Source organism: Albibacillus kandeliae (genome assembly GCF_003116585.1).
In the GTDB taxonomy this organism is placed as follows: domain Bacteria; phylum Pseudomonadota; class Alphaproteobacteria; order Rhodobacterales; family Rhodobacteraceae; genus Albibacillus; species Albibacillus kandeliae.
The window spans coordinates 231,897-247,968 of sequence record NZ_QEHM01000008.1; the positions used below are offsets into that span (position 1 = coordinate 231,897).

Annotated in this window: 14 protein-coding genes; 5 read left to right on the plus strand and 9 right to left on the minus strand. The window is 65.5% G+C overall.

The features are described 5' to 3' along the window. Window positions 1-53: 53 nt before the first annotated feature. On the plus strand, window positions 54-1,874 hold the full coding sequence (locus tag DDT93_RS18940; RefSeq protein ID WP_109467441.1) for a M3 family oligoendopeptidase: 1,821 nt from the start codon (window positions 54-56) through the stop codon (window positions 1,872-1,874). Further along, the gene (locus DDT93_RS18945) at window positions 1,874-2,383 is read left to right on the plus strand and encodes a GNAT family N-acetyltransferase (RefSeq protein ID WP_109467442.1); all 510 of its coding nucleotides are present in this window, start codon (window positions 1,874-1,876) and stop codon (window positions 2,381-2,383) included. Before DDT93_RS18940 ends, DDT93_RS18945 begins: the two co-directional genes overlap by 1 nt. Here DDT93_RS18945 and DDT93_RS18950 read toward each other — a convergent pair. From DDT93_RS18950 to DDT93_RS18965, 4 genes are all read right to left on the minus strand, one after another. Further along, a complete protein-coding gene (locus DDT93_RS18950) occupies window positions 2,329-3,330 on the minus strand; it encodes a Gfo/Idh/MocA family protein (protein ID WP_109467443.1) in 1,002 nt (333 codons plus the stop codon). The genes DDT93_RS18945 and DDT93_RS18950 overlap by 55 nt on opposite strands. Before the next feature lie 108 nt (window positions 3,331-3,438). Continuing rightward, window positions 3,439-4,056 (minus strand): class I SAM-dependent methyltransferase, encoded by a 618-nt coding sequence (locus DDT93_RS18955; protein WP_109467444.1) that lies wholly within the window; start codon window positions 4,054-4,056, stop codon window positions 3,439-3,441. Continuing rightward, complete coding sequence (pssA, locus tag DDT93_RS18960; protein ID WP_109467445.1) at window positions 4,053-4,817, minus strand: CDP-diacylglycerol--serine O-phosphatidyltransferase; 765 nt, start codon at window positions 4,815-4,817, stop codon at window positions 4,053-4,055. The genes DDT93_RS18955 and pssA overlap by 4 nt, the downstream gene beginning before the upstream one ends. Continuing rightward, window positions 4,817-5,503: a phosphatidylserine decarboxylase gene (locus tag DDT93_RS18965; RefSeq protein WP_109467446.1), complete on the minus strand. Its 687-nt coding sequence runs from the start codon at window positions 5,501-5,503 to the stop codon at window positions 4,817-4,819. The genes pssA and DDT93_RS18965 overlap by 1 nt, the downstream gene beginning before the upstream one ends. A gap of 262 nt (window positions 5,504-5,765) precedes the next feature. Here DDT93_RS18965 and DDT93_RS18970 point away from each other — a divergent pair, with 262 nt between their 5' ends. Further along, window positions 5,766-6,116 (plus strand): DUF2200 domain-containing protein, encoded by a 351-nt coding sequence (locus DDT93_RS18970; RefSeq protein ID WP_109467447.1) that lies wholly within the window; start codon window positions 5,766-5,768, stop codon window positions 6,114-6,116. Between the two features lie 96 nt (window positions 6,117-6,212). Here the strand turns inward: DDT93_RS18970 and DDT93_RS18975 are convergent, their stop codons facing one another. Then, the gene (locus tag DDT93_RS18975) at window positions 6,213-7,544 is read right to left on the minus strand and encodes an MFS transporter (RefSeq protein ID WP_109467448.1); all 1,332 of its coding nucleotides are present in this window, start codon (window positions 7,542-7,544) and stop codon (window positions 6,213-6,215) included. Between the two features lie 181 nt (window positions 7,545-7,725). Further along, window positions 7,726-8,622, minus strand: coding sequence for an RNA polymerase sigma factor RpoH (rpoH, locus tag DDT93_RS18980; protein WP_109467449.1), 897 nt, complete (start codon window positions 8,620-8,622; stop codon window positions 7,726-7,728). Window positions 8,623-8,840: 218 nt separating this feature from the next. Between rpoH and DDT93_RS18985 the strand changes: the two genes are divergently transcribed. Beyond that, window positions 8,841-9,503, plus strand: a complete 663-nt coding sequence (locus DDT93_RS18985; RefSeq protein ID WP_109467450.1) for a DUF4386 domain-containing protein — start codon at window positions 8,841-8,843, stop codon at window positions 9,501-9,503. Here the strand turns inward: DDT93_RS18985 and DDT93_RS18990 are convergent. Then, on the minus strand, window positions 9,500-10,525 hold the full coding sequence (locus DDT93_RS18990; protein WP_109467451.1) for an RluA family pseudouridine synthase: 1,026 nt from the start codon (window positions 10,523-10,525) through the stop codon (window positions 9,500-9,502). The genes DDT93_RS18985 and DDT93_RS18990 overlap by 4 nt on opposite strands. On the opposite strand from DDT93_RS18990, the gene DDT93_RS18995 reads away from it, so the two are divergent. Then, on the plus strand, window positions 10,524-10,832 hold the full coding sequence (locus DDT93_RS18995; RefSeq protein WP_109467452.1) for a DUF6476 family protein: 309 nt from the start codon (window positions 10,524-10,526) through the stop codon (window positions 10,830-10,832). The two genes, DDT93_RS18990 and DDT93_RS18995, sit on opposite strands and share 2 nt — an antisense overlap. A gap of 4 nt (window positions 10,833-10,836) precedes the next feature. Here the strand turns inward: DDT93_RS18995 and DDT93_RS19000 are convergent, their stop codons facing one another. Both DDT93_RS19000 and DDT93_RS19005 read right to left on the minus strand, forming a co-directional pair. Beyond that, complete coding sequence (locus DDT93_RS19000) at window positions 10,837-11,574, minus strand: hypothetical protein (RefSeq protein WP_157960230.1); 738 nt, start codon at window positions 11,572-11,574, stop codon at window positions 10,837-10,839. Window positions 11,575-11,618: 44 nt separating this feature from the next. Continuing rightward, the gene (locus DDT93_RS19005) at window positions 11,619-15,740 is read right to left on the minus strand and encodes a calcium-binding protein (RefSeq protein ID WP_109467454.1); all 4,122 of its coding nucleotides are present in this window, start codon (window positions 15,738-15,740) and stop codon (window positions 11,619-11,621) included. Window positions 15,741-16,072: the final 332 nt, after the last annotated feature.

Consider the following 16,072-nt stretch of genomic DNA (forward strand, 5'->3'; position numbering starts at 1 on the left):
CTGCCGCGATGCGGGCTTAAGTGTTCTGGCAACGCATGAGAAAGAGGTTACCGATGTTCCAGCTTCCCTTCCCCGTTCGCGACGCCAACGCCGGTTCCGGCAACAAGGGTCTTGGCGACCTGCCGGAATGGGACCTCACCGACCTCTACGCCAGCGAGACCGCGCCCGAGCTGAAGCGCGACCTCGACTGGCTGGAAGAGGCCTGCGCCTCCTTCGCCGCCGACTACGAGGGCAAGCTGGCCTCGCTCGACGACAAGGGCATGCTGGACTGCGTGCTGCGCAACGAGCGCATCAGCACCATCGCGGGGCGCATCATGTCCTTCGCGGGCCTGCGCTATTACCAACTGACCACCGACGCGGGCCGGGCCAAGTTCATGTCCGACATGCAGGAGAAGATCACCAACTTCACCACCCCGCTGGTGTTCTTCACGCTGGAGCTGAACCGTCTGGAAGACGGGCACCTGGAAAAGCTCTTCGCCGCGAATGACGACCTTGCCCGCTACGCCCCGGTGTTCGAGCGTATCCGCGCGATGAAGCCCTACCAGCTGTCGGACGAGCTGGAAAAGTTCCTGCACGACCTCGGCGTCGTCGGCGACGCTTGGGAAAAACTGTTCGACGAGACCATCGCGGGCCTCGAGTTCTTCGTCGATGGCGAGCCGCTGAACATCGAGGGCACCCTGAACCTGCTGACCGACACAGACCGCGAAAAGCGCGAGCTGGCGGCGCGGGAACTGGCCGACGTCTTTTCCGAGAACATCAAGACCTTCGCCCGTGTGCACAACACGCAGGCCAAGGAGAAGGAAGTCATCGACCGCTGGCGCGGGATGCCGACCGCACAGACCGCACGGCACCTGTCCAACCATGTCGAGCCCGAGGTGGTCGAAGCGCTGCGCACCGCCGTGGTCAACGCCTACCCCAAGCTCAGCCACCGCTACTACGAGCTCAAGCGCAAGTGGCTTGGCCTCGACAAGATGCAGGTCTGGGACCGCAACGCGCCCCTGCCGCTCGAAGACCCGCGCACCGTGGGCTGGGACGAGGCGGAAAAGACGGTGATGGAGGCCTACACCGCCTTTGACCCGCGCATGGGCGAGATCGCCGAGCCCTTCTTCAACAAGGGCTGGATCGACGCCGCGGTGAAACCCGGCAAGGCGCCGGGCGCCTTCGCCCACCCGACCGTGACCGAAGTGCACCCCTACGTGATGCTGAACTACCTCGGCAAACCGCGGGACGTGATGACGCTGGCCCATGAACTTGGCCACGGCGTGCACCAGGTTCTGGCCGCCGGTCAGGGCGAGATGCTGAGCCAGACGCCGCTGACGCTGGCCGAGACGGCGAGCGTGTTCGGCGAAATGCTGACCTTCCGCAAGATGCTGGAAAAGGCCGAGACCAAGGCGCAGCGCAAGGTGCTGCTGGCCGGCAAGGTCGAGGACATGATCAACACGGTGGTCCGCCAGATCGCCTTCTACGACTTCGAGTGCAAGCTGCACGCCGCCCGCCGCGGTGGCGAACTGACGCCGGAAGACATCAACGCGCTGTGGATGTCCGTGCAGGGCGAGAGCCTCGGCTCGGCCTTCGAGTTCATGGAAGGCTACGAGACCTTCTGGTGCTACATCCCGCACTTCATCCACTCGCCCTTCTACGTCTATGCCTATGCCTTCGGCGACGGGCTCGTGAACGCGCTCTACTCGGTCTATGCCGAGGGCACGCCGGGCTTCCAGGACAAGTACTTCGAGATGCTCAAGGCCGGCGGGTCAAAGCACCACAAGGAGCTGCTGGCCCCCTTCGGTCTCGACGCCTCGGATCCGAAGTTCTGGGACAAGGGCCTCGACATGATCTCGGGCTTCATCGACGAACTGGAGGCGATGGAGGACTGATGTCCTCCCTCGCGGCCCTCGCCCTCCGCCCCATCGGGCTGGACGACTACGACCTGGTCAAACATGTCGCCGTGGCGCCCGAGCAGGTGCTGTTCTCGGGAACCCTCGAGAGCGCCTTCGAGTCGCCGGACCCGATGATGGATCTCTTCGCCGTCCTGCTGGACGGCCATCCGGTCGGGTTCTTCAAGATCGACCGGGGCTATGACCAGACCCATCCCTTCGCCCGCGAGGGCGAATTGGGCCTGCGCGCCGTGATGGTGGACGCCGCCCATCAGGGCAAGGGGATCGGCAAGGGCACCATCAGACTGCTGCAGGACTACCTGCCGAGACACTATCCCGGCGCTCCGAGCCTCGCGCTGACGGTGAACCTGCGAAATCCGATTGCCGTGCGCAGCTATCTCTCCGCCGGCTTCATCGACACCGGCGAACTATGGGAGGGCGGCGCGGCGGGTCCTCAGCACATCATGCGGATGGAACTGGCCGAAACGCCGCCCTGCGCCTTGGTGTAGATGCGGTCGATCATGCGCTGGGTGGCGCGGGCCTCTTCCAGAGGCCAGGCATAGGGCTCGCCCCCGTCTACCGAACGGCAGAAGGCCTCGACCTGCAGCACGTATTGGTTCACGCCCGGAAAGCGCTCTTCCCGGATCGCCAGACCCGGCTGGTGCACCTCGACGCGCGCCTCGCCGAAGACACCTGCATTGAAGGGCGCGGTGAGACGGATCAGGCCCTCAGATCCGACAAAGGTCATCGTCTGGGCCGGGAACATGCGGGTGGAATTGACCCAGTGCGCCGTGAAGCCCGGGAACTTGGCCGAGACCTGCGCCATCACGTCGACGCCCCGGTCAAAGACCAGCGCCGCCTGAGTGATGTCCTCCGGCTCGGCCCCAGTGGCAAAGCGGGTGGAGCCGTAGGTATAGACCCCGATATCGGGTATCGCCCCGCCGCCGGTTTCGGGCCGGTTGCGGATATTGCCGGGATCTGCGGAAATGTCGAAGCCGAACAGCCCCTCGACATGAACCACCTGCCCGATGGCGCCATCGGCGATCAGCGCCCGCGTGCGCTGCCATTGCGGGTGGTGAACGATCATGTAGGCCTCGGCCGCCAGCAGTCCGCTCTGGTCGCGGGCCGCAATCAGCGCGTCGATCTCGGGGGCCTGCATGGCGATGGGCTTCTCGCAGAGCACGTGCTTGCCCGCCGCCAGCGCCTTCAGGCTCCACCCGACGTGCAGCGTGTTCGGCAGCGGGATGTAGACCACATCGATCTCGGGATCGTCCAGCAGCCCCTCGTAGCTGTCATGCACCCGCAGCCCGGGGCAGAAGGCGCGGAACCGCTCGGCCTTGTCCGGCGATGAGGTCGCCAGCGCGTCCAGCGATGCGCCCTTTGCCGCGTGGATCGCGGGCGCCATGTGCTTCTCGGCAAAGCGCGCCGCGCCGAGGATTCCCCATCTTACCGTCATCGTCCGACCTCCCTCGCTCCGACGACATACATAGCAAAACGGGCCGGTCCCGGCATGAGGTATTTCGCCCCGCCCGGTCCCGGCCCGTTTCAATCTCTGGAAGTAGGATCAGCCCTGCTTGGTCAGCACCAGCCAGGTCATCATTCCCATCGGCGGCAGCGCACAGCGCTCCGTTTCGACCAGCGCGGGTTCGCCCAGCACCGTCGAGATGGGAAAGTCGGAGTGCCAGCCCAACAGGTGGTCGAGCGGCGCGGCCACGCGTTCGGCCACGGCCAGAAAGCCCTTCTCGGTCGCGAAATGGTTGACGATGATCACCTTGCCACCGGGTTTGCAGACCCGCGCAGCCTCGGCCATCACCTTCTGCGGCTCGGGCACCACCGAGATCACGTGCATCGCCGACACGAAGTCAAAGCTGTTGTCGGGAAAGTCGAGCGTGCGCGCATCCATCTGGCGCAGCTCCCTCACCTGCGTCAGGCGCTCTTCGGTGACCCGTTTGCGCGCCTTCGACAGCATCTCCGGCGAGTAGTCGATGCCCGTCACCTCGACCCCACGCGCATAATGCGACAGCGCCAGGCCGGTGCCGACGCCGACCTCCAGCACCGAACCGCCGCGCCGGTTCACGTAATCGACCGCCCGTTGCCGACCCGGATTGGTCAGCGCGCCAAAGGTCTTGTCATAGATTGGCGCCCAACGACGGTACGATGTCGTGACGGAATCTGCTTTCATTCATCGGCCTCCTTCCGAACTCTGAAACGGTCATGCATGGCGTAACGGATCAGCAGGGCAAGGTACCCCACCTCGATGGCCAGCAGCGCCGGCCAGGGCCATGTCAGGAAAATCGCTATGAACCCGAGGAGGGCCACGGTCACAAACGGGGCCTTGTCGCGCGGCACCCGCAGCGTCTTGAGCGCCGGGGTGGGAAAGCGCGAGATCATCAGGAAACCGACGAAAACAAGCCAGACGCCGGTGAACACCGGCAGGATGGGGCCCGTTGGCCCCGGAATCGTGCGCGAGAAGACCAGCGGCATCAGCACCAGCAGCGCGGCCCCCGGGGCCGGAACCCCGGTAAAGGTCGTCTTGGGCGTTGTGGTCTCGATCCGCGAGGCGACGTTGAAGCGCGCCAGCCTGTAGGCACAGCAGACGCCGTAGATCAGCACCCCGATCCAACCTGCGCTGCGCCCGTCGTGCAGGGCCCAGAGATACAGCAGCAGCCCCGGCGCCACGCCGAAGTTGATGAAGTCGGCGAGGCTGTCGAGTTCGGCACCGATGGCGCTCTCGCTCTTGAGAAATCGTGCCGTCGGCCCGTCGAGCCCGTCGAGTACGGCCGCCAGCACGATCAGCGACATCGAGGTCACCACCTGCCCTTCGATGGCAAAGCGGATCGAGGTCATGCCGGCACAGACCGCGCCAAGGGTCATCAGGTTGGGCAGCAGGTGAACGAGGCTCAAAACCGTTCCGCGTTCGCGCCGGGGGGGTTGCTCGCTCATTATTCCGACCGCGCCATGCGGCGGGGCTCCGACGCGGCGAGGTCGGCCATCACGGTTTCACCGGCCACCATGGTCTGACCGAGGGCCACCAGCGGCTCCACTCCGTCGGGCAGGTAGACATCGAGCCGGGAACCGAAGCGGATAAGGCCGAAGCGCTCGCCGGTTGCGAGCTGCTGGCCTTCCTTGGCGAAGGGAACGATGCGACGCGCCACCAGCCCGGCGATCTGAACCACCGGCAGAGCCCGGCCATCGGCCAGCCGCAATAGGAGGCTGTTGCGCTCGTTGTCCTCACTCGCCTTGTCGAGCGAGGCATTGAGGAACTTGCCGGGGCGGTAGACCATCGTCTCGAGCGTGCCCGCGATGGGCGCGCGATTCACGTGGCAGTTGAAAACCGACATGAACACGCTGACCCGGGTCAGCGGCACATCGCCCAGCCCCAGTTCCGGCGGCGGCGCGGCGGGTTCGATCAGCGAGATGATTCCGTCCGCCGGTGATACGATCAGCCCGTCGCGCTGCGGCACGCTGCGCTTGGGGTCGCGGAAGAAGTAATAGCACCAGACCGTCAGGCCCACCCCGATCCAGCCCAGCGGCTCCCAGGCCCAGAACAGAATCAGCGTGATGACTGCGAAAATCGCGACAAAGCGGATGCCCTCGGGGTGCATCGGCTTGATGAAGGTCTCGTGCATTTTCACGGGGCGGCAATCCTTCCTGACGGGCAGCGCGGCCCAGTCCTCCACCGGACGTCGCGTCCGGGCAGACCATGAGTTAACCCGCCCCCGCCGCGTGTTCAACGGAGATTTCCCCGCGCCGCGCGCTCATGCCACGCCGCCCTCGCAATAGATCGGCGTCAATCCGCCTCTCAACCCAATGACATGGCTTATGTTTTTCACGGCCCTGCGCCGTGGCTCGTGCTAGGCTGGCCCTTAGGACGGGAGGCCGGACAGACAGATGGCGCACAGGATTTACACGACGAGCTTTGGTTCGGTCTATCCGCACTACGTTGCCAAGGCCGAGCGCAAGGCGCGCACCAAGGCGGAGGTGGACGAGATCATCCGCTGGCTGACCGGCTATGAACAGGACGCGCTGGAGGCGCTGATCGGGGACGGAACCGATTTCGAGACCTTCTTCGCGAAGGCCCCCGCGCTGAACCCGGCCCGCCGGTCGATCACCGGCAAGATCTGCGGGGTCACGATCGAGGAGATCGAGGAAGAGACCATGCGCGAGATCCGCTATCTCGACAAACTGGTCGACGAACTGGCCAAGGGTCGGCCGATGGAGAAGATCCTGCGGCAGTCGTAGCTCCCCCTGCGCGCAGTGGTGGAGGCAGGGGAGATAACCTCCCTGCCCCGTTCTGCCGTCAACCACAGGATGCACGGATGGTATCGCGCCCTGCGGCTACCCGTGCGTCGGCCAGGCCTCGTGCTCGTCGTCGATGACAAAGACATGGCGATGCCTGCGCCGCCCGTGTTCGACAAGGTGCGGATGGTCGTCCGGCAGATCGGGATGAAGATGCTCGATCTCCTCCGGGTCCGCATCCGGCCAGACCTGCAGCGCGATCCAGACGCCCAGCGCCGCCAGTGCCCCAAGCAGCAACAACGCCGCCGCCATGCCAAAGGCCTCGCCGATCCAGCCTGCCAGCGGGTAGGTCAGCAGCCAGCAGGCGTGGGACAGGGCGAACTGAGCGGCAAACAGCGCGGGCCGGTCCTCGGCATGGCTGGAGCGCCGCAGCAATCGCCCCGAGGGCGTCAGGATCGCCGAGTAGAGCACGCCGCTTGCCGCCCATGCGACAAGAAACAGCGCCCAGGCGAGCGTACCGGCGGTCAACATGCAGATCCCGTGGGCGAGCGTCAGCATCACCAGCAGCGCAGCCGCCCCGGTCATCACCGCGCGGTCCGACAGCCGCTCCAGCAGGCGCGGCAATGTCAGGGCCGCCAGCATCGACCCGCCCCCGAAGGCGGCGAGCGCATAGGCGACATCGGCCTCCGACCCGCCATAGCCCGAACGCACCAGCACAACCGTATTGACGATGACGAAGGCGCCGGCGGCGGCGGCCGACAGGTTCAGCGCCAGCAGCCCTCGCAAGCGGGGTGTCGCAAGGTAGATACGGCCCCCCCGGGTGAGGCGCTGGAAGAAACTGCGCCGCTTGGCCGGGGCCTGCCGAACCGGCAGCGCCGTCGAGATCACCAGCAGGGCCGAGCCGAGGAACCCCGCCGCCGTGCCGACGAACAGGCCGCTGTAGGTCATGACCAGCAACAGCAGACCGGCCAGCGCCGGGCTCACGAGGTTCTCCAGATCGTAGGCGAGACGCGACAGTGACAGGGCGCGGGTATAGTCGCCCTCGTCTTCCAGTATCTCGGGGATCAGCGCCTGGAAGGCGGGCGTGAACGTCGCCGAGGCCGCCTGGAGGACAAAGATCAGCGCATAGACCTGCCAGACCGCGTCGATGAACGGCAGGGCCAGCGCCACCGCGGCGCGGATCAGGTCCGCCCCGACCAGCAGCACCTTGCGCGGCAGGTACTCGGCGATGGCGTTGGTCAGCGGAGCCAAGCCGACATAGGCGATCATCTTGATCGCCAGCGCCGTTCCCAGCACCGCCCCGGCGCGATCGCCCGCAAGGTCGTAGGCCAGCAGCCCCAGTGCCACGGTCATCAGGCCGGTGCCCAGCAGGGCGATGACCTGTGCCGCGAACAGGCGGGCATAGGTGGTATTGGCCAGTATCCGGATCATCGCATTCGCCTTCGCAGTACTGATGCCACGAGTATTCCAGACGCCGGACACGCCGTCACGGTCTTACAACCGGCGCGACCCCGGTTTCGTCGAAACGTGATCGGCCCGGTGCCCGCGCCCGGATACGAAAAAGGCCGGACGCATCGCGCCCGGCCTCTCGTTTCATCGGTTCGCTCCGCCCTCAGGCGGTCTGCAGCATGCCCTTTTCGCGGGCGAGATCGCGCATCCGCTTCTGCAGTTTTTCAAAGGCCCGCACCTCGATCTGGCGGATCCGCTCGCGGCTGACCCCGTACTGGGTGCTGAGGTCTTCCAGCGTCACGGTTTCCTCGGCCAGCCGGCGCTGGGTCAGGATGTCCTTCTCGCGGTCGTTCAGCACGTCCAGCGACTGGGCCAGCAGTTCGCGGCGCGCGTCGAGTTCGTCCCGCGCCTCGTAGTCGCCAGCCTGATCGGCATCCTCGTCCTCGAGCCAGTCCTGCCACTGCATCGAACCTTCGCCCTCCTGCCCCACTGTGGCATTGAGCGAGGCATCGCTGCCCGACATCCGGCGGTTCATGCTGATCACCTCGTCCTCGGTCACGCCGAGATCGTTCGCGATCTGCTTCACGTTATCGGGGTGCAGGTCCCCTTCCTCGAGCGCGCCGATACGGGCCTTGGCCTTGCGCAGGTTGAAGAACAGCTTCTTCTGCGCCGAGGTGGTGCCGAGCTTCACCAGCGACCAGGACCGCAGGATGTATTCCTGGATCGAGGCGCGGATCCACCACATCGCGTAGGTGGCAAGGCGGAAGCCCTTCTCGGGGTCAAAGCGTTTGACCGCCTGCATGAGGCCGACGTTGGCCTCCGAGATGACTTCGGCCTGCGGCAGGCCATAGCCACGGTAGCCCATGGCGATCTTGGCCGCGAGGCGAAGGTGCGACGTCACCATCTTGTGCGCCGCTTCGGTATCCTGTTCCTCGACCCAACGCTTGGCCAGCATGTATTCCTCTTCCGGCTCCAGCATAGGAAACTTGCGAATTTCCTGCATGTACCGGTTCAGACCGCCTTCGGGCGTCGGTGCGGGGAGATTTGCGTAATTTGCCATTGTTCTTATCCACTCCTCCCAATGTTTAGGGTCTTAACATGGGATATGGGTCAGGGTTTCCGCCATTTCAAGGCGCTCACTATGAATAATTCCTCAGAGGTCATTCGGTTACAGGGAATTCTGTGCAGCCGTGCACAGGGTTGGGGCATCGCAAGGGTGCTTTCCCCTCCGCGCATGGCTAGTCTAGCGGCAATTGATGTAACGAGGCTGGCGCCAGTATGACATATTTTTCATCTTTTGACCGGCGCAATCGGTCCCGGCTGGCTAGGTTTGCCGGTGCCCTCTACCTCGTCATCATCCTCTGCGGGGTCTGGAGCGAGGGCATCGCCCGCGCGCAGCTGATCGTCCCCGGCGATGCCGCAGCCACGGCGCTGGCCATCGCCGCCGCGCCCGGCCTCCTGAGCCTCTCGGTCGCGGCGGATACGGTCATGGCCTGTGCCGATGTGGCGCTGGCCGCCGTCTTTCTCGCCCTGCTCTCGACGGTCCAGCCGCTGCTGGCCCTGATCGCCGCGTTCTTCCGTCTGGTGCAGGCAGCGCTGATCGGGGCGGGTCTGGTCGCGCTCGCTGGCGCCCCCGCGATGTTTGCCGCGGGCGAGGCACAGGCCATGGCGCTGATCGGGCTGCACGCCCTCGCCTACGACCTCGGCCTCGTGTTCTTCGCCGTCAGCTGCGCGGCGATGGCGGTGCTGCTGGCCAAGGCGGGCACCGTGCCCCGGCCGATCTACGTCGGCCTTGCGCTCTCGGCCCTCGTCTACCTCACCGGCAGCGCGCTGCGGCTCTTCGCGCCCGAGCAGCTTGCCGGGTTCCAGACCGCTTACGTTATCCCCCTGGTGAGCGAGTCTGCCCTGTGCCTCTGGCTGCTGGTCACCGGGCGGATCTAGCCCTCCAGCAGCGCGATCAGCTCCAGCATGTCTTCGGGCATCGGCGCCTCGAAGCGCATCAGCTCTCCGCTCACGGGATGTTCAAAGCCCAGAACCGCCGCGTGCAGGGCCTGACGTGGAAAGGCGACGACTGCTGCCGCGGCCGCATCGCTCAGCGCGCCCTTGGCAAGCCGCCGCTTGCCGCCATAGACCGGATCACCGACCAGCCCGTGCCCGGCATGGGCCATGTGCACGCGGATCTGGTGGGTCCGCCCGGTCTCGAGCCAGCATTCGATCTGCGCCACAACTGGTGGCGTGCCGTACTCCGAGACCACGCGCGCCCGCGTGACCGCATGGCGTCCGCCCTGGAACAGCACCGCCTGTTTCTGCCGGTCGGTCTTGTGTCGGGCCAGCTGCGTGGTGATCTTGAGGATGTTGCCGGGCTCGAAATTTGTGCCCTTGATCCCCCTGAGGCGCGGATCGTTGGCATTCGGCACCCCGAAGCAGAGCGCCTGGTAATAGCGTTCGGCGCTATGCGCCTCGAACTGGGCGGCGAGGCCGTGGTGCGCCGCGTCGGTCTTGGCCACCACCAGCAGGCCGCTGGTGTCCTTGTCGATCCGGTGCACGATGCCGGGCCGCTTGACGCCGCCCACGCCCGAGAGGTCATCGCCGCAGTGATGCAGCAGCGCATTGACCAGCGTGCCGGTCGGGGTTCCCGGCGCCGGGTGCACCACCATGCCCGCGGGTTTGTTCACCACGATCAGCTCGTCGTCCTCGTAGACCACGTCCAGCGGGATGTCCTCGGGGCCGATATGGCTCTCTTCCGCGGCTTCCAGCGTGATGACCACCTCGGCCCCTTCCGCCACGCGCGCCTTGGCGTCGGTCACCGGCTGACCGTCGACCGCGACGGCGCCCTCGTCGATCAGGCGCGACAGGCGGGTGCGCGACAGGGCCGCCTCGTCTGGCACATCGCGCGAAAGCGCCTTATCAAGACGGGGCGGCGGATCGGCCGCGATGACGAATGAGATGTGACGGGTGGCCATGAGCGAACCTTCGGAGCAGAGCCCTCTTCCGGCCAACCTGCGGTTCCTGCGGGTGCTGGTGACGGTACTGACGGCAGTGATGATTTGCGGGCTTTTAGTAATTGTCGCCCTGTTTGTCATCCGATTCACGCAAACTGCGCCGGTGGTGCCCGAAACCATCACCCTGCCGGACGGTGTCAGGGCCGAGGCCTTTACCATGACACCGGGCTGGTACGCGGTGGTGACCGAGGGCGGCAGCCGCCTGCTGATCTTCGACCGCGCCACCGGCAGGCTGCGCCAGACGGTCGAGATCGCGCCCTTGGAATAGGCCGTTACGACGACCGCAGCAGGACCTTGCTCGAATCGAGCGCCTGCGCGACGCGCTGGAATTCGACCGCGCGCTCTTCGTAGTTGTCCGCCGAGCGCAGCAGGACGGTCGCCGTCCGGTCGAGGATGTCAAGCGCCGCCTCGCGGGTGCTGTCGAGCGCCTCCGGACTGACCGGGCGCAACGACCCCGTCGACTGGCGCCCGCTGCCCGCAGGCATCTCGACCCGCACGCGCGGCTTGTCGGGGTCGCGGTTCTGGCGCACCAGTTCCCCCATCTCGGCAGAGGCATCGGCCAGCGCCGCCTTCACCTCGCGAAAGGCCGGGTCCTCGGGGATCGACTCGGCGATGCGGTCGAGTTCCTGTGCAAGACAGTCGACCCGGTAGTTCAGTTCAAGCACGCTGCAGACCGCGTCGGAATCGTTCAGCATGGCCACGATCGACTGTGTCGTTGCCGTGGTTTCGGGTGTCACCGACATCGACAGCGCACTGATCTCGGTGGTGGTGTCAGTGAAAGACTGCTCGCGCGACTGGTCGGGCCCTTCCGAAACATCGTTGTCGGGTTCCTCGCCAGCGACCGAGCCGCCGGTCACCTGCGCGAGGTAGATCTGCGCGCCCTCGGTCTGGGTGGCCGGCATCGGCCAGCCCGGAACCTGCCGCGCCTCGGCCCCCTGCGCAAGGCCAAGGACCATGCCCGGCACCGTCAGCAACACCATCGTTTTCTTGGCAAATGTCATCTTCTTCAATCCCTTGCTCCGCACCGCTCCGGGGCGTTCCCCTCTCTTCCCGATCATGCTGCGTCACCGAAGAAAGACAGGTAGAAATCGTATCGGTCCAGCTCGAACTCGCCCTTGAGCAGGATCTCGAAATCGGCATCCAGAGAGGTATCCGCCGTGCCCACTCCCAGGTAGTCGGCGGCGTAATCGGCGATGATGTGGGTGTCGGTTCCGTCGAACACCACGTGAATGATCACGTCGGCGCTCGCGTCGCCATCCCCCGCCACGTAATAGAAGTTCTCGTCGTAGCCCTCGCCGTTCCACTCCTCCAGAACCAGTTCGACGTTGGCCCCGTCCGAGATCACGATCTCGCTGAGGTCGATGACGTCGTTGCCCTGCTCGAAATCGTAGATGGTGTCGCGGTTGCCATCACCCGACCGGCTCTCCTCGAAGCTCTTGAAGATGAAGGTGTCGTAGCTCGACTCCGCGGCATCGCCATCGCCGTAAAGGGAGTCCGCCCCGAGCCCGCCATAGAGGTAATCGTAATCGGCCCCGCCATCGAGCAGGTCATCCCCGTCGCCGCCGTTCAGCGTGTCGTCTCCGGCTTCGGCATAAATGGTGTCATTGCCCGCGCCGCCGTCGATGGTGTCGCCGGGGTAGAACTCCTCCGAGCTGTTGAACACCTCGTCGCCGCCATAGATGGTATCGTCGCCATCCCCGCCGTCGATGGTATCCGCACCGACTCCACCGTAGATCGTATCGTTCCCGCCAAGGCCCGAGAGCGTGTTGTCGGCGCTGGTGGCGCCGGTGATCCGGTTGTCGAGGTCGTTGCCGGTGCCGCTGCGCTCGGTCGCGGTGCCGTCTTCCTCCAGCAGGCCGAGGTATTCGACATTGTCCCCAAGGGTGTAGGAGGCCAGCGCCGTGTTCACCAGGTCGGTACCGCCCGAGGCCAGTTCGACCACCACGTCGCCCGCGTCATCGACGACATAGGTATCGTCCCCCGCACCGCCGGTCATGGTGTCGGCGCCAGTGCCCCCGTCGAGAATGTCGTTCCCGGCCCCGGCGGTCAGCGTATCGTCGCCCGCCATGCCGTAGAGCGTGTAGTCGAAGTCGCCGGTCACGGTGATCTCGTTGGCCAGATCGTTGCCGGTGCCCGTCTGCGCGCCGCTGCCATCCAGCTCGAGGTTTTCGACATAGGAGGAAAGCGTGTAGGAGCCGAGGCTGGTCCGCACGAGATCGGTGCCCTCTTCCGCCTCTTCCGAGACGTAATCGTCGGAGTTTTCGACGACATAGGTATCGTCGCCCGCGCCGCCGTACATGCTGTCGGCACCATTGCCGCCATCGAGCAGATCCGCGCCGTCACCGCCATAGATCAGGTCTTCGCCGGACCCGCCATAAAGGCTGTCGCTGCCCGCGCCACCGAGCAACGCATCGTCGCCACCGCCGCCGTAGAGCGTATCGGCGCCCCCGTCGCCGTAGAGCTGGTCACGGCCACCCTGCCCATAGAGGGTGTCCTGGCCGTTGCCTCCCTGCAGCGTGTCGTCACCGGCAAGCCCGTGCAATTCATCGTTGCCGCCACCGCCGGAGAGCTGGTCGCCCTGCTTGCCGCCGGTGATCGTGTCCGCGCCGCCAAGCCCGCTCAGCACATTCGCGGTGCCGCTGTAACCGAGGATCTCGTTATCGAGCGCGTTGCCTGTGCCTTCCAGTTCGTCCGCGCTGTCATTGCCAAGCAACTTCAGCCGCTCGACATTGTCACCCAGCGTGTAGGAGGCCAGCGTGGTACGCACCTGGTCGCTGCCCTCGCCGTCGGCTTCGTCGACCGTGTCGCCCGCGTCGTCCACGAAGTAGACATCGTCCCCGGCGCCGCCCGACATACTGTCGGCGCCCGTGCCGCCATCCAGCCGGTCGTCCTCGTCACCGCCGATCAGCGTATCGTCGCCCGCTTCGCCCCACAGACGGTTCACCACGTCGGACTGGCCGGTGATGATATTGTCGAGCGCGTTGCCGGTCCCCCTGACGGTGCCGCTCGCGCCCGAGAACGTGAGGTTCTCGAGGTTGTCGCCCAGCGTATAGGTCGAGAGGCTGCTTAGGATGGTATCCGTCCCGTCGCTGACATCTTCCACCACCGTATCGTCCGCGTCGTCCACCACGTAGGTATCGTCCCCGGCGCCGCCGGTCATCGTATCCGCCCCGGTCCCGCCGTCGAGCACATCGTCCTGCGAACCGCCGGTCAGTTCGTCGTCGCCTGCACCGCCGGAGAGCGTGTTGGCCACGTCCGACTGCCCGGTGATGACGTTGTCCACCGCATTGCCGGTGCCGGTCACCGGGCCGGTGGCCCCCGAGAACTCAAGGTTCTCGACATTGCTCGTCAGCGTGTAGGTCGACAGGCTGGTCATGACCGTATCGCGGCCCGCGTCCGCGCTCTCGATCACCACGTCACCGGCATTGTCGACCACGTAGGTATCGTTGCCCGCGCCGCCCGCCATCGAGTCGGCGCCCTTGCCGCCGTCGAGCCAGTCGCCTCCGCCGTTGCCGCGCAGATCGTCGTCGCCCAACCCGCCATAAAGCGTGTCCGCGCGACCGCGCCCGATCAGAATGTCGGCCCCCTTGAGGCCCGTCAGCGTATTGTTGGCCCCCGTCGCACCCCGGATCTCGTTGTCACGGCTGTTGCCGGACCCGCTGCGCTCGTCTCCGCCCCCGTTCAAGGTCAGGTTTTCAAGGTTCGCGCCCAGTTCATAGGAGGCAAGCGTGGTGATGACCGTATCGGTCCCCTCTCCCGCCGCCTCGGTCACGGCATCATTGGCGTTGTCCACCACGTAGGTGTCGTCGCCCTTGCCGCCCTCCATGCTGTCGGCCCCGCTGCCGCCATTCAGCAGGTCGTCGCCGCCGGCGCCGCGCAGGGTATCCTTGCCCGTGCCGCCATAAAGCGTGTCGTCACCGCCGCCCCCTTCGAGCGTATCGCCGCCCGCGCCGCCTTGCAGGAAGTCCGCACCGCCGTTGCCGGTCAGGGTATCGGCCCCTTTGCCACCATAGAGCGTATCATCACCATCGCGGCCAATCAGCAGGTCGTTGCCGTTCTGCCCATACAATGTGTTGGCGGCCCCTGCCGCGCCCCGGATCTCGTTGTTGCGCGCGTTGCCGGTCCCGCTGCGGTCTCCCGCATCGCCGGTCAGCGTCAGGTTCTCGACATTCGCACTCAGCTGGTAGGCCCCGAGCGTGGTGAGGACCGTGTCATTGCCCTGTCCTCCCGCCTCGGTCACAACGTCATTGGCATTGTCCACCACGTAGGTGTCGCTGCCCTTGCCGCCTTCCATGACGTCGGCGCCGTTGCCCCCGTCCAGCAGGTCCGCACCGCCATAGCCGCGCATGATATCGTCGCCGTTGCCGCCCTGGAGGATGTCCGCAAGCGCCCTGCCGACCAGCAGGTCGTCGCCGTCCAGGCCCGAGAGCGTGTTGGCGGCCCCGGCCGCGCCCCGGATCACGTTGTCGAGGCTGTTGCCTGTCCCGCTGCGCTCTCCCGCGTCTTCGGTCAGTGTCAGGTTCTCGACATTCGCGCTCAGCTGATAGCTCGCCAGCGTGGTGACGACCGTGTCGGTCCCCTCACCCGCCGCTTCGGTCACGACATCGTTGGCGTTGTCCACCATGTAGGTGTCATTGCCCGCGCCACCTTCCATCGTGTCGGCGCCCCTGCCCCCATCCAGCAGGTCGGCGCCCTCGGCACCTACCAGACGGTCCGCACCCAGGCCGCCATACAGACTGTCATCGCCCAGGTTGCCGTAGAGCGTGTCGTTCCCGAGGCCGCCTTCTAGCAGGTCGTCGCCCCGGTAGCCCCAGAGCGTGTCATCGCCGGACGAGCCATAGATCTCGTCATCGCCGTCGTAGAACAGGTTGAGGAATCCGACCGTGGTGTCCGGCGGATTGAGGATCGCATCCTCGATCGACACCGAGATATCCTCGAGCGAGAACTGGTCCACCCCGTCATAAGACTGTTCATAGGCATAGATGGTGCCGCTGATCAGGGTGTAGCGGCCAGAGGTATTGTTGGGCTCGTCGCGATAGACGAGATCCTCGACATAATAGACGCCGCGAAATCCATCCGCGTTTTCGAAAATGATTGCATCGCCCGAAATCGAGAAAGTCGCGGTAACGCTTTCTGAGCCAATCGCATAAGGCGTGGAAAATCGTAGAATTGCCATTCGTTCACCAGAATTGGCGGGGAGATCGTCCCGGGGTTATCGAAATGATCCGCCTGGAGCCGCGCCCCGGACGGGAAGATTTTTCAGGCGGGACAGACCGACCCATACCAAACGAGGAAAACGAGAAACACTACCGGCCAAGCCGTCCGCAGCCCCCTACCCACCCCGGTCCTATAGACGATTCCGGCGCCTTTCGCACGCTTTTGTCGTGTATTGACCATAATTAATCTGTGAAGAAGTTCACTGCGGCGCTCAATTCCCCGCACGTTTCGCAAATAGTTTCCCTTCCCGCGACAGGGACACGCCGAAACAGGAAATGGCCCCGAATTGGG

Bases quoted from the DNA above. Each gene is read 5' to 3' on its own strand.
- pssA (WP_109467445.1), bottom strand. From the start codon at position 4,817: ATGAGCGAGCAACCCCCCCGGCGCGAACGCGGAACGGTTTTGAGCCTC.
- DDT93_RS18985 (WP_109467450.1), top strand. From the start codon at position 8,841: ATGACATATTTTTCATCTTTTGACCGGCGCAATCGGTCCCGGCTGGCT.
- DDT93_RS18975 (WP_109467448.1), bottom strand. From the start codon at position 7,544: ATGATCCGGATACTGGCCAATACCACCTATGCCCGCCTGTTCGCGGCA.
- rpoH (WP_109467449.1), bottom strand. From the start codon at position 8,622: ATGGCAAATTACGCAAATCTCCCCGCACCGACGCCCGAAGGCGGTCTG.
- DDT93_RS18950 (WP_109467443.1), bottom strand. From the start codon at position 3,330: ATGACGGTAAGATGGGGAATCCTCGGCGCGGCGCGCTTTGCCGAGAAG.
- DDT93_RS19005 (WP_109467454.1), bottom strand. From the start codon at position 15,740: ATGGCAATTCTACGATTTTCCACGCCTTATGCGATTGGCTCAGAAAGC.
- DDT93_RS18940 (WP_109467441.1), top strand. From the start codon at position 54: ATGTTCCAGCTTCCCTTCCCCGTTCGCGACGCCAACGCCGGTTCCGGC.
- DDT93_RS18965 (WP_109467446.1), bottom strand. From the start codon at position 5,503: ATGCACGAGACCTTCATCAAGCCGATGCACCCCGAGGGCATCCGCTTT.
- DDT93_RS18955 (WP_109467444.1), bottom strand. From the start codon at position 4,056: ATGAAAGCAGATTCCGTCACGACATCGTACCGTCGTTGGGCGCCAATC.
- DDT93_RS18970 (WP_109467447.1), top strand. From the start codon at position 5,766: ATGGCGCACAGGATTTACACGACGAGCTTTGGTTCGGTCTATCCGCAC.
- DDT93_RS18995 (WP_109467452.1), top strand. From the start codon at position 10,524: ATGAGCGAACCTTCGGAGCAGAGCCCTCTTCCGGCCAACCTGCGGTTC.
- DDT93_RS18945 (WP_109467442.1), top strand. From the start codon at position 1,874: ATGTCCTCCCTCGCGGCCCTCGCCCTCCGCCCCATCGGGCTGGACGAC.
- DDT93_RS18990 (WP_109467451.1), bottom strand. From the start codon at position 10,525: ATGGCCACCCGTCACATCTCATTCGTCATCGCGGCCGATCCGCCGCCC.